12 protein-coding genes are annotated in these 12423 nt (G+C 73.4%); 7 read left to right on the top strand and 5 right to left on the bottom strand.

The genetic code is table 11. The features are described 5' to 3' along the window. Positions 1 to 897 carry an acyl-CoA dehydrogenase family protein gene (locus ACFYX3_RS04185; RefSeq protein ID WP_389007736.1) on the top strand — a complete coding sequence of 299 codons (897 nt, stop codon included), beginning with the start codon at positions 1 to 3 and terminating at the stop codon, positions 895 to 897. Positions 898 to 1252: 355 nt separating this feature from the next. After that, the gene (locus ACFYX3_RS04180) at positions 1253 to 1702 is read left to right on the top strand and encodes an ATP-binding protein (protein ID WP_389007734.1); all 450 of its coding nucleotides are present in this window, start codon (positions 1253 to 1255) and stop codon (positions 1700 to 1702) included. A gap of 168 nt (positions 1703 to 1870) precedes the next feature. On the opposite strand, the gene ACFYX3_RS04175 is transcribed toward ACFYX3_RS04180, so the two are convergent. Next, positions 1871 to 2797, bottom strand: coding sequence for a cyclase family protein (locus ACFYX3_RS04175; protein ID WP_389007732.1), 927 nt, complete (start codon positions 2795 to 2797; stop codon positions 1871 to 1873). A 101-nt stretch (positions 2798 to 2898) separates the two neighbouring features. Between ACFYX3_RS04175 and ACFYX3_RS04170 the strand changes: the two genes are divergently transcribed. From ACFYX3_RS04170 to ACFYX3_RS04160, 3 genes are read left to right on the top strand one after another with little or no spacing between them, the layout of a single operon-like run. Further along, positions 2899 to 3831, top strand: coding sequence for an SDR family oxidoreductase (locus ACFYX3_RS04170; RefSeq protein ID WP_389007730.1), 933 nt, complete (start codon positions 2899 to 2901; stop codon positions 3829 to 3831). Next, positions 3828 to 4883, top strand: a complete 1056-nt coding sequence (locus ACFYX3_RS04165) for a Zn-dependent alcohol dehydrogenase (protein WP_389007728.1) — start codon at positions 3828 to 3830, stop codon at positions 4881 to 4883. Before ACFYX3_RS04170 ends, ACFYX3_RS04165 begins: the two co-directional genes overlap by 4 nt. A gap of 40 nt (positions 4884 to 4923) precedes the next feature. Beyond that, positions 4924 to 6153 (top strand): MFS transporter, encoded by a 1230-nt coding sequence (locus tag ACFYX3_RS04160; protein WP_389007726.1) that lies wholly within the window; start codon positions 4924 to 4926, stop codon positions 6151 to 6153. Here ACFYX3_RS04160 and ACFYX3_RS04155 read toward each other — a convergent pair. After that, the gene (locus tag ACFYX3_RS04155; protein WP_389007724.1) at positions 6111 to 7094 is read right to left on the bottom strand and encodes a GlxA family transcriptional regulator; all 984 of its coding nucleotides are present in this window, start codon (positions 7092 to 7094) and stop codon (positions 6111 to 6113) included. The genes ACFYX3_RS04160 and ACFYX3_RS04155 overlap by 43 nt on opposite strands. Positions 7095 to 7152: 58 nt before the next feature. Here ACFYX3_RS04155 and ACFYX3_RS04150 point away from each other — a divergent pair, with 58 nt between their 5' ends. Continuing rightward, positions 7153 to 8406 (top strand): MFS transporter, encoded by a 1254-nt coding sequence (locus ACFYX3_RS04150; protein WP_382654700.1) that lies wholly within the window; start codon positions 7153 to 7155, stop codon positions 8404 to 8406. 80 nt (positions 8407 to 8486) lie between these two features. Then, a complete protein-coding gene (locus ACFYX3_RS04145; RefSeq protein ID WP_389007722.1) occupies positions 8487 to 9791 on the top strand; it encodes an MFS transporter in 1305 nt (434 codons plus the stop codon). A 195-nt stretch (positions 9792 to 9986) separates the two neighbouring features. Here the strand turns inward: ACFYX3_RS04145 and ACFYX3_RS04140 are convergent, their stop codons facing one another. The 3 genes from ACFYX3_RS04140 to ACFYX3_RS04130 all read right to left on the bottom strand — a co-directional run bounded on the left by ACFYX3_RS04140 (position 9987) and on the right by ACFYX3_RS04130 (position 12423). Beyond that, on the bottom strand, positions 9987 to 10568 hold the full coding sequence (locus ACFYX3_RS04140) for a flavin reductase family protein (RefSeq protein WP_116165376.1): 582 nt from the start codon (positions 10566 to 10568) through the stop codon (positions 9987 to 9989). A gap of 79 nt (positions 10569 to 10647) precedes the next feature. Then, the gene (locus ACFYX3_RS04135; protein WP_389007720.1) at positions 10648 to 11136 is read right to left on the bottom strand and encodes a hypothetical protein; all 489 of its coding nucleotides are present in this window, start codon (positions 11134 to 11136) and stop codon (positions 10648 to 10650) included. 501 nt (positions 11137 to 11637) lie between these two features. Then, positions 11638 to 12423, bottom strand: a complete 786-nt coding sequence (locus tag ACFYX3_RS04130; RefSeq protein ID WP_389007718.1) for an enoyl-CoA hydratase/isomerase family protein — start codon at positions 12421 to 12423, stop codon at positions 11638 to 11640.

Genomic DNA, 12423 nt, shown 5'->3' with positions numbered 1-12423 from the left:
ATGGACTTTCGACTCACGGAGGACCAGCGGGCGCTGCGGCGAGGTGTACGGGAGCTGCTCGGGCGGCTCTTCGACCGGGAGGCGCTGCGGGGGGCCGTCGACACGCCTGTGTTGGACCGGGGCCTGTGGCGGGAGCTCGGCGACGCCGGGTTCTTCGCGCTGTGCCTTCCGGAGCCGGAGGGGGGTGTCGGGCTAGGGCTTCCCGAGGCGGTGTTGGTGTTCGAGGAGGCGGGGAGGGTGCTGCTGCCGGGGCCGTTGGTCTCCACGCACCTGGCTGCGGGGTCCGTGCCGGGGGCGGCGGACGGGTCTGTCGTGGTGACCGATGCCTCGGAGGGCCTTGTCCCTTGGCTGGACGAAGCCGATGTGGTGCTGGGCGATGTCACGGGCGCCGTGCCGGTGCGGTCGGTTGATCCGCTCACGCCCCTCCATCGCGCGCCCGGCACCGGGGGTTGTGCCCACCCGTTCCGCCCTGCGGAACGCCTGCCCGCAACGGGGCTGACGGATGCCCTGCTCACCGCCGCCGAGCAGGTCGGCAGTGCTGCCGCCACCACCGATCTCGCCGTCTCCTACGCCCGTACGCGTACGCAGTTCGGGCAGGTCGTCGGAGGGTTCCAGGCCGTGAAGCACCTCTGTGCCGGGATGCTCGTGCGGACCGAGCTCGCGAGGGCCGCCGTGTGGGCCGCTTCCGTCACCGGGGATGCCGTCGAGATCGCCGGGGCCAAGCTGCTCGCCGACGACGCCGCCGTCCGGAACGCGCGGGACTGCCTTCAGGTGCACGGCGGGATGGGCTTCACCTGGGAGGCGGACGTGCACCTGCATCTGAAGCGGGCCTGGGTGCGGGCCGAGCTGCGGATGCCCGCCGCGCGGGCGGAGGAGGCGGTGGCGGCGGGTCTGTAGCGCTGAGCGTCCGCCGCGTCACGGAATGTTGATATCGGGTTGTGTCCTTCGGCGGGGCCGTCACGGCCCGGAGTCGGCCTCCGGCTCCGGTACGCTCCGTGGGATGCGAGTGCACGTTGGCCCGGATCGTCCCGGTGTCGCCCCTGCGGCGGCTCCGCGGCCGGGAATGCCCGCCGCTCGCGCCCGGCGTTCGACTACCCGCAGCGTGCGTCGCACAGTATGGACCATGCGTACTCCTTCGCGCTGGAATATGCCCGAAGCGCTTGTTGCGGTGACTGTACGTCAACCATGCTGTCCCACAAGGGAATCACGTTCCGTGAAGGTGTGTTGTCCGCCGGTTCGGATGGTGTGAGCTGTGCAGGTGCTTCAGGTTCAGTTGGTGGTCGGGCCGGACCCGGCCGAGGTGGGGCGAGCCCGGAGGTGGGCCCGGTCGCGGATCGCCCGGTCGGGCATAGGGGATGACGAGCCGCTCGCCGAGACGCTGGTGCTGCTCATCTCCGAGCTCGTGACCAACGCCGTGGTGCACACGGGCTGTCCGGCCGTCCTGCGGATGCTGTTCGCCGCGGAGGGCGGGGTGCGGGTCGAGGTGGCCGACACGAGCGACCGCCCGCCGCAGCCCCGGCACGCGCAGGGCGACGACACCAACGGGCGCGGCCTGGAGCTGGTGGACGGGCTCGCGGACCGGTGGGGCTGGCAGCCGGAGGGTGCCGGCAAGAGCATCTGGTGCGAGGTGGACCGGGTGTCGCCGGTGCCCGCCGGATCGCCTTCCGGGGTGTCACTGGCGCCCGGACGGGTGCACTGTTGACGATTCGTTCCGTTTTGCCCACCCTGGGGTGAGCGATTCGTGGCGAGCGAGGGGAGCCGAGGGCCGTGCGTCCTCGGCATGTGCGGGTCGTGGTCGGGTGGCGGCGGGCCCGTGCCGTGCTCGGGGCGCGTGCGAGCGCGCCGCCGCCCGCGGGGGTGCCGAGGGGGGTCAGAGGATGGCCACCGGGGCCACCGGTGTGCCCGTGCCGCCGACGAAGGGTTCCGGCATCGCGGAGAGCAGGAAGGCGTAGCGCCGTTCTTCTGCACAGGCTGTGGACAGCGCCTCCAGATTCCAGTTCTGCCCCTGGAGCATGCCCATCTCGACCAGGTCGAGGGCGTGTACGGGCAGCCAGAGGTCCTCGATCTCGGGCGGGAAGATCTCGAAGGTGAGCGTGTCGTTGGCGACGGCCGCGACATCGCGCGCGTGGAACCACTCCGGCGTACGGACCGAGAGGCCCGGTGACGGGAACGCGTACCCGTGCTTGTCCCCGGCGAGGTACGCCTGGATCTGCCCCGTCCGTACGAGGACCACGTCCCCGCTCCGTACCGTCACCCCGCCGAACTCGGCCGCCTCGTCCAGGTCCTCGGGAGTCACGGCGTGGTCGCCCGGCAGTCGGTCCACCCCTTTCGCGGCGGCGACGTCCAGGAGGACCCCGCGCGAGACGAGGTGGCGGGCCGTGTGGATGCCGCTGAACTCGGAGCGGCCGTGCGGGGTGATCGAGGCGGCGGGGCGGCCGTTGTAGATGCGGCCCGAGTGGGAGACGTGCGTCAGGGCGTCCCAGTGGGTGCCGGCCTGGAGGCCGAGGGTCACGGCGTCGTCGCTGGTGGCGACCGTGCCGGGGCCGAAGAGCTCCTGGTTGATCTGGACCATGACGTGGAGCGGGTTCACCCGGCCCGGGATCATGCCGGTCTGCACGCCGTCCTGCTTCAGGTCCACGGCGAGCGGGATGCGGTGGCCGGTGCGGACGGTGGCGACGGCCTCCCGCACGACCTCGTCGGTGACGAGGTTGAGCGTGCCGATCTCGTCGTCCTGGCCCCAGCGGCCCCAGTTGTTGACGCGCTTGGCGATCTCGTGGAAGGCGGCGGGGAGAGACATCGGGGCCTCCGGGGTCTTGTTTTCCGGTATCTGACGGACCGTAGAATCCTGACGACGAACGAATCTAACGGACCGTCAGAAAGTGCGGGAAGGGGCCGGGCGTGGGGAACTTCTTGGCTGGCAAGGTCGTCGCCGTGACGGGAGCGGGGCGCGGCATCGGCCGCGCCGTCGCCCTCGCCTGCGCGGCGGAGGGCGCGAAGGTCGTCGTCAACGACTACGGGGTGTCGATCGAGGGCGGCGAGCCGACCTCGGAGGTCGCGGCCTCCGTCGTGAAGGAGATCGAGGCGGCGGGCGGGACCGCGGTCGCCGTCGCGGACGACATCTCCACGATGGCCGGCGGGGCGAGGGTCGTCGAGACCGCGCTCAGTGCGTACGGACGCATCGACGGGGTCGTGTGCGTCGCCGGCATCCTGCGCGAGCGGATGCTCTTCAACATGTCCGAGGAGGAGTGGGACCCGGTCGTCGCCACCCATCTCAAGGGCACCTTCACCGTGTTCCGGGCGGCCTCGGCGGTCATGCGCAAGCAGGGCGCCGGCACGCTCATCGGCTTCACCAGCGGCAACCACCAGGGGTCCGTCGCCCAGGCCAACTACTCCGCGGCGAAGGGCGGGATCATCTCGCTCGTACGCAGCGCCGCCCTCGGCCTCCACAAGTACGGGGTCACCGCGAACGCCGTCGCGCCCGTGGCCCGCACCCGCATGTCCGCGAACGTGCCCATGGAGCTCAAGGAGATCGGCGAGCCGGAGGACGTGGCCGCGCTCGTCGTCTATCTGCTCTCCGACCGCGCCAAGGCGGAGCGGATCACCGGGCAGGTGTACACGATCGCCGGACCCAAGATCGCGGTCTGGGCCCAGCCCCGGGAACTGCGCGCGGGCTACGCCGAGGGCGGCGCCTGGACGCCCGAACGCATCGCGGACTTCCTGCCGGGGACGGTGGGGACGGACCCGATGCCGATGCTCCGGCAGCTGGAGGAGATGGCCCGCGCGGCGGCCGCCGGCGACCGCCCGAACTCCCGTGAGGAGAACGGATCATGAGAGGCGTCGTCTTCGACGGGAAGCAGGTCCGGGTCGTCGACGACCTGGAGGTGCGGGACCCCGGCCCCGGCGAGGTGCTCGTCGCCATCGCCGCCGCCGGGCTCTGCCACAGCGACCTGTCCGTCATCGACGGGACCATCCCGTTCCCGCCGCCCGTCGTCCTCGGACACGAGGGCGCCGGTGTCGTCGAGGCCGTCGGCCCCGGCGTCGTCCACGTCGCCCCCGGCGACCACGTCGCCCTGTCCACCCTCGCGAACTGCGGCGCCTGCGCCGACTGCGACCGGGGCCGGCCGACCATGTGCCGGAAGGCCATCGGGATGCCGGGGCAGCCGTTCTCGCGGACCTCGACCGGGCAGCCGCTCTTCCAGTTCGCGTCGAACTCGTCCTTCGCGGAGCGGACCGTCGTCAAGGCCGTCCAGGCCGTGAAGATCCCGCAGGACATCCCGCTGACCTCCGCCGCCCTCATGGGCTGTGGCGTCCTCACCGGCGTCGGAGCCGTACTGAACCGCGCGAAGGTCGACCGCGGCGACACCGTCGTCGTCATCGGCACCGGCGGCATCGGCCTCAACGTCCTCCAGGGCGCCCGGATCGCGGGCGCACTGACGATCGTCGCCGTCGACACGAACCCGGATAAGGAGGCGGTGGCCCGACAGTTCGGGGCGACGCACTTCCTCGCCTCCACCGACGGCGTACGGGACGTCCTGCCCACCGGCGCCGACCACGTCTTCGAATGCGTCGGCCACACCGGGCTCGTCAGGACCGCGATCGACCTCCTCGACCGGCACGGCCAGGCGATCCTGCTCGGCATGACCGCGCCGAAGGCGGAGGCGAGCTTCCTGCCGGCCGCGATGTTCCTGGACAAGTCGATCCTCGGCTGCCGGTACGGCTCCTCACGGCCGCAGAAGGACATCGCCCTGTACGCGGAGCTGTACCGCTCCGGGGCCCTGCTCCTCGACGAACTCGTGACGCGGACCTACCCCGTGGAGGACTTCGCACGGGCCGCCGAGGACGCGGAACGGGGAAAGGTGGCGCGGGGTGTCCTGACCTTCTGACCCTCCGAGTGCGGTGCGGGGGCGGGCTACGGTCGTGTCCATGTCCTACCGCGAGCTCGCCACCCGCCCCGTCCTCGCCTGGTCCGCCGTCATGGTCACCGGCCGGCTGCCCGTCGCCATGGCGCCGCTCGCGCTCGTCTTCCTCGTACGGGAGCGGCCCGGCGGCTACACGCTCGGGGCGGTCCTCGCCGCCGCGTACGTCCTCGGGGAGATCCTCGCCGCGCCCGCCCTCGGCATGCGGCTGAACGCCGAACGGGCCCGGCCGCAGCTCGTCGCCGGGCTCGCGGTCGGCGCCGTCGGGTTCACCGGGCTCGGGCTCGCGCCCGGCGCCCACCCCGTCGTCCTCGCCGCCCTCGCGCTGCTCGCGGGCACCGGCCCCGCCGCCGTGCCCGGCGCGCTGCGGGCCCTGCTCACCAGCCTCGTCGCGGAGCGGGCCGTGACCCAGGCGATGAGCATGGAGTCGATGCTGACCTTCGCCCTCTGGGCGGCCGCGCCCGCGCTCACCACCGGTCTCGCCCTCGGCGTCGACCCGGCGGTGCCGCTGCTGCTCCAGGGCGTCCTGATGGCGGTGTCGGTGGCCGGGCTGTGGCTGCTGCCGGCCGGCTGGTCGGCAGGGGCGCAGGAGAAGGGGGCGTCGATGCGGCGGGCGCTGCTGCGGGCCTGGCCCGTGTACGTCCTGGGGGCCGCCGGCCTCACCCTCCTCGCGCTCGCCGAGCTGATCCTGCCCGCCCTCCTCGAACAGCGCGGGATCGGCATCGGCTGGGCGGGCCCGCTGCTCGCCGGGTTCTCGATCGGCTCGGCGGTCGGCGCGTTCGTGTACGGCCTCCGGGGCAGCTGGCCCGGCCCGCTGGCCGTCCAGTCCCTCGTCCTGGTCATCGCGGTCGCCGCGGGCGTCGCGCTGGTCGCCGTACTGCCGTGGACGGCGGCGATCGCGGTCGCCCTGGTGGCCGCCGGGCTGCTCCAGGCCCCCGCGAGCCTCACCCGCAACCTGGCGCTCCGGCAGGTCCTGCCGCCGGGCGCGCTCGCCGCGGGGTACTCGGTGATGTACGCGGCGGTGGGCGCGGGTTACGCGGCCAGTGGCACGCTCGCGGGCGGGCTGCTCAAGGTGGTGTCCCCGTCGACGGCGATCCTGTGGGGGGTGCTCCTGACGGTGCTGCTGACGGCGGTGGGCGGGGCGGGGGAGCGGCGGCTGACGCGGGGTGCTCCCGCGGCGGTCGACGCGGAGGCTCAGGCCGAGGTCGTCGCCCCCGTGCGGAAGGTGCGGCGGTAGGACGTCGGGGTCACCCCGATCGCGCTCATCAGGTGCACGCGCAGCGACTGGGCCGTGCCGAAGCCGGCGTCCTGGGCGACCCGGTCGACGGGCAGGCCGGTGGACTCCAGGAGGTGCCGGGCGCGTTCGACGCGCTGCTGGGTGAGCCACTGGCCGGGGCTGATGCCGACCTCGTCGCGGAAGCGGCGGGTGAACGTCCGTACGCTCATCGCCTCCTTCTCCGCCAGGTCCCGCAGCTGGATCGGCTCGTGGAGGTGGGCCAGCGCCCAGGCCCGCGCCGTGGTCGTGGTGTGGGAGCCGGTCTCCGGCAGGGGCCGCTCGATGTACTGGGCCTGGCCGCCGTCCCGGTGGGGCGGTACGACGGTCCTGCGGGCGACGTCGTTGGCGACGGCCGTGCCGTGGTCGCGGCGCACGATGTGCAGGCACAGGTCGATCCCGGCGGCGACGCCGGCGGAGGTCAGGACGTCGCCGTCGTCGATGAAGAGGACGTCCGCGTCGACCCGCACGCTCGGGAAGAGGCGCTGGAAGTGCTCGGCGGACGACCAGTGGGTGGTGGCCGGGCGCCCGTCGAGGAAGCCGGCGGCGGCGAGCACGTACCCGCCGGTGCAGATGGAGACGAGGCGCGTGCCGGGCCGGATGTGCGCGAGCGCGGCGGCCAGCTCCTCGGGGAGCCGGCCCTCGTCGTAGACCGGTCCGAGCTCGTACGAGGCGGGCACGACGACCGTGTCGGCGGTCGCGAGGGCCTCCGGGCCGTGCTCGACGTGGATCGAGAAGTCGGCGTCCGTCGGCACGGGTCCGGCCGCAGGGGCGCAGGTCACGATCTCGTACAGCGCCCGGCCCGTGGCGTCCTTCGCGCGGCCGAAGATGCGGTGCGGGATGCCCAGCTCGAAGGGGAGGAGACCGGGCAGGGCGAGGACGGCGATGCGGTGCGGCGACGGCACGGGCGGTGCTCCCTCCGTAAATGGGTGGTGGTCCAGACCACATGGCTGGTACGAGTACGTGTCCGTGACGGACAACACGTACAAGTCTGAGGCCACGGAGCGGATTCCCGCCCCGGTCACCCCTCCCACGCTGTGGAACCGTAACTTCCGGCTCTTCTTCGTCGCCCGGGGCGTCGCCGTCTTCGGCGAGGGCATGGTCCCGGTCGCCTTCGCCGCCGGACTCCTCGGCGCCGGCCACCCCGGCTCCACCGTCGGCTACGCGCTGGGCGGCTGGACCGCCGCCTTCGCGCTCTTCGTGCTCTTCGGCGGCGTCCTCGCCGACCGCTTCACCGCCCGCCGCATGATGATCCTCGCCGACCTCCTGCGACTGCCGGGCGCGGCCGTCCTCGCCGTGACCTTCACCCTCGGCAGCCCGCCGCTCTGGGCGGTCTACACCCTCTCCGCGCTCAGCGGCGTCGGCGCCGCCCTCTTCCAGCCGGGCGTCGCCTCCACGATCCCCCGCATCGCCCCCGACGTGCAGCGCGCCAACGCCGTCCTGCGGGTCGTCGAGGCCCTCATGACCATGGCGGGACCGGCCGCCGCGGGCCTGCTGGTCGCCGTCTGGAACGCGGGCGCCGCGTTCGCCGTCAACGGCGTCACGTTCGCGGTGAGCGCCGTCTGCTTCACCCTGATGCGCCTCGCCCCGATCCCCTCCGACACGGCACGGCGCGACTCGCTCGGCGCCGAACTGGCGGGCGGGTGGAGGGAGTTCCGCTCTCGGAGCTGGCTCTGGGGCGTCATCTCCATCTGGACGGTGTACGGGCTGACCGTCGCCGGGCCGATGGTCCCGCTCACGGCGAGCCTCGTCACCGAGGAGCACGGCTCGGCCGCGTACGGCGTGCTGATGGCCGTCAACGGCGCCGGCAGCGCCGTCGGCGGCCTCCTCGCGATCCGGCTGCGCCCGCGCCGCCCCCTCGCGGCGGGCGCGGTGGCGCTGACCGGCCTCCCCGTGAACCTCACCCTGCTCGGCCTCGGCGCGCCCGTGGCGCTGCTCGGCGCGGGCCAGTTCATCGGCGGGGCGGCGTTCGCCTTCTGGCTGGTCATGTGGTCCACCTCGGTCCAGACGCACGTGCCGCAGGAGGCGCTGAACCGGATGCACGCCTACGACGTGGCCGGCTCGCTCCTGATGATGGGCGTCGGCCGCACCCTGTCGGGCCCGGTGGCGGCGGCGGTCGGCACGGAGGAGGTGCTGCTGACGGGGGCGGGGATCGCGGTGCTCGTGGTGACGGCGCTGCTGGTGGTGCGCCCGATCAGGACGCTGCCGCGTTTGTAGGAGTACGTGGCCCGATCCGTTGGAAACCTGTCGTTCGGGCCAATGGCGGGGGAGGGGCCGTCCCCGGAATGCTCGATGGCATGCCCCAGACAACCGAGACCCACGTCCGTACGCCCGAGAAGTCACCCCGCCCCCGCCGCGTCCACCGCGCCTGGTTCGTCGCGGCGGTCACCTTCGTCACGATCATCGGCGCCGCGGCCTTCGCCTCCCTGCCGGGCCTGCTGATCGAGCCGCTGCACGAGGAGTTCCACTGGTCGCGGGGGACGATCGGCTTCGCCGTCTCGGTGAACCTCGCGCTGTACGGCCTGACGGCGCCGTTCGCGGCGGCGCTGATGGACCGCTTCGGCATCCGCAAGGTGGTGGCGGTGGCGCTGAGCGTGATCGCGCTGGGCTCCCTGCTCACCGTATGGATGACGGCGGCCTGGCAGCTGATCCTCTTCTGGGGCGTCCTGGTCGGCCTCGGCAGCGGCTCCATGGCCCTCGCCTTCGCGGCGACGGTCACGAACCGCTGGTTCGTGGCGCGGCGGGGCCTGGTGACGGGCATCCTCACGGCGGCGGGCGCCTCGGGCCAGCTGATCTTCCTGCCGCTGCTGAGCTGGCTGGTGGAGCACCACGGCTGGCGCCCGGCGGCGGTGACGGTGGCCCTGGCGGCCCTGGCCGTGGTCCCGTTCGTCTGGCTGCTGCTTCGTGACCACCCGGCGGACGTCCGGCTCGCCCCGTACGGCGGGGAGTACGCCGAGAAGCCCGCCCCCGTGACGGGCGCGGCCCGCCGCGCGGTCACCGTCCTCTTCCGGGCCGCCCGCACGGGCCCCTTCTGGCTCCTGGCCGGCTCCTTCGCGATCTGCGGCGCGTCGACGAACGGCCTGGTCAAGACCCACTTCGTACCGGCGGCCCACGACCATGGCATGCCGGTCACGGCGGCGGCGGGTCTCCTGGCGGTGATCGGCGTCTTCGACGTCGTGGGCACGATCGCGTCGGGCTGGTTCACGGACCGCTTCGAGGCGAGGCGGCTCCTGGCGGTCTACTACGCCCTCCGAGGCATCTCGCTCCTCTTCCTGCCCATGCTCCTGGCCCCGTCCGTCCACCCCCCGATGCTGTTCTTCATCGTCTTCTACGGCCTGGACTGGGTGGCGACGGTCCCGCCGACGATCGCCCTGTGCCGTGAGCACTACGGCGAGGACTCGGCGATCGTCTTCGGCTGGGTCCTCGCCTCCCACCAGGTCGGCGCGGCGGTCATCGCCTTCGCGGGCGGCGTGGCCCGCGACGTCTTCGGCACGTACGACGTCGTCTGGTACGCCTCGGGCGCGCTGTGCGCGGCGGCGGCACTGATGGCCCTGGTGATCAGCCGCCCCCGGAGGGGGACGGTGTCGCCGGCGGGAGCGTGATGGTCACACCGCCGTGTGGGCGACGGGGCCCCTGCTCGGACGAAGCCGAGAGCTTGGGGGCACGGGACGGCGCGCTCGGCGGCGCCTCCGCGTTCCGTGCCTGGACCCGCACCACGGGCGCGCCGCACCGTACGTGCGGGTTCAGGCGCGGAAGCGCCGCCCGCACGGGACGACCGGCCCGCGCCCGCCCGAGGGCTACGCGCTGAAGCGCCCGAACCGCCCCCGGTGGAAGAGCAGCGGTTCGCCCTCGTGCTCCGCGCCCAGCGCCTCCACCCTCCCCACCACGATCAGGTGGTCGCCCCCCGTGTGGACCGTCGTGATCGTGCAGTCGATCCAGGCGGGCGCGCCGGTCAGGCGGGGGGAGCCGGTGGACGGGGACGGGTCCCAGGGGACTCCGGCGAACTTGTCGGCGCCGGAGACCGCGAACGACCGGCACAGTTCGCCCTGCTCCGCGCCGAGGACGTTCACGCAGAAGGTCCCGGCCGCCGCGATCCGGGGCCAGGTGGTCGACGTCCGGGCGACCATGAAGGCCACGAGGGGCGGGTCGAGGGAGAGCGAGGCGAAGGACTGGCAGGCGAAGCCGGCCGGTCCGTCCGCGTCGAGGGCCGTCACGATGGTGACGCCGCTCGCGAAGTGGCCGAGGACGCGGCGGAATTCGGCCGGGTCGACGGGCGGGCGCTCGTCCTCCCGTACCGCGCGCAGGTCCGGCCGGGGCAGTGGTTCGACGGCCGTCGGCGAACCGGCCGCTCTCAGGTGTCGGACGACGGTGGCCGCCATCCCCGCGTGTCCCATCACACCGTCCATTGAAACTGACGGTACGTCAGATGGGAAGCCCTCGGGGACGGCGGCCACCGGCCTATCCGGCGACCGCCACCGTCGAGCGGCTCCAGGCCACGCCCGCCGTGTGCCCGGTCCGGTAGGCCGTCACCCGGACGGTGATCCTCAGTCCGCGCTGGGCCTTCGTCAGGACGAACGTCGTCTTCGTCTCCCCGCTGACCGCCCGCCCGTTCGCGTACCACTGGTACGCGAACGAGGTCGGCGCCGGCGTCCACGTGCCGACCTGCGCCGTCACCTTCCCTGCGACGACGGCGGTGCCGCTCACGGCGGGGGCGGCGGTGGCCTGGAGGGGTGCGACGACCGTGACGGTGCCGCGGGAGTGCCGCACGCCGTCGTGCCTGAGCACGCTCAGGCTCAGCGCGGTGCGCGGGGTGCTCGTCAGATCCAGGGAGACGTCCATGCTCCGCCGGTCGGGTGCGACGGAGGCCGTCGTCGACCGGGCGCGGTAGGTGCCGCCGGAGGCCTCGACCACGTCCTTCTCGTGCAGCGCGGTTCCGGTCACCTTCATCGTGATCTTCCCGGCGCCGACGTGCCGGGGCTCACGGCGGTGACCGTGCGGGTCACGGTGCCGCAGTCGTACGGGCAGTACGCCGTCGCCCGTACGTCGGCCGGGGCCTGCGCGGGAACCGACGGCAGCCCGATCGCGAGGGTGGTCGGCCGGGGCCGCTCAGTGGGGCGAGAGGCAGGGCGGGGCAGGGATCGGCCGTCGGGTTCGGCGTCGGCTCGGCCGGCGGGGTCGGCGCGGGTGTCGGGTCCGTCGTGGGTTCCGGCGCCGGGGCCGTCGTGGGCTCGGACGCCGACGGGGGCGCCGCCGAGGCCGCGAGCGCCGTGCCCGTCGGGAGCAGGGGGCCCAGGAGGGCCGTCAGCAGGGTGGGGATCAGGAAGAGCGATCTTCCGGATCTTCGGGGTCTTGTGCGCGAGCGCGCGGTGTGGGGCGTGATGCCGTCCCCCCGGAGCGGTACGCGGCATGTGCACGGCACACCCTAGGGCTCCGGTGCGACAGCCTCCGCTATCGCCCCTCGTACCGCGCCTCCCTCCGCTCCACGAAGCTCGCCACCCCCTCCTGTGCGTCCCGTGTCGTCATGTTGATCTCCTGTGCCGTCGCCTCCGCCGTGAAGGCCACCGAGCGGTCCACGTCCAGTGATGCGTTGACCAGCTGTTTCGTCAGGGTGAGGGCGCGGGTCGGGCCCTGGGCGAGGCGTTCGGCCCATTCCCTCGCCGTCTTCGACAGCTCCTCCGCGGGGACCACCCGGTTCACCAGGCCCAGACCGAGCGCCTCCGTCGCCGGCACCGCGTCGCCGAAGAACATCAACTCCTTCGCCCGCTGCGGCCCGACCAGCCGGGGCAGGAGGTACGCCCCGCCCCCGTCCGGCACCAGCCCCCGCCGGACGAACACCTCGATGAAGCGCGCCGAGTCCGCCGCGAGCACCAGGTCGCACGCGAACGCGAGGTGCGCCCCGATCCCCGCCGCCGTGCCGTTCACCGCCGCGATCACCGGCTTCTCGCAGTCCAGCACGGCGGATACGAAGCGCTGCGCACCGCCGCGGATCATCCTCGCCACGTCCCCCGCGACACGCTCGGCGGACGACGGCGCACCCCGCAGGTCCGCGCCCGCGCAGAAGCCGCGCCCGGTGGCGGTCACCACGACACAGCGCACCTCCGGGTCGGCGGAGGCCTCCGCGAGGAGGGCGATGATCCGCTCCCGCTGGTCCCAGGTGACCGCGTTCATCGCCTCGGGGCGGTTGAGGGTGATCCAGGAGACGCCGTTCTCGAGGGCATGGAGGACGTCGGGCAT

Source organism: Streptomyces sp. NPDC002463 (genome assembly GCF_042889835.1).
GTDB classification, from domain to species: domain Bacteria; phylum Actinomycetota; class Actinomycetes; order Streptomycetales; family Streptomycetaceae; genus Streptomyces; species Streptomyces nymphaeiformis.
Note: the sequence above shows the minus strand (reverse complement) of the source record. Positions and strands in the feature narration are given on the sequence as shown.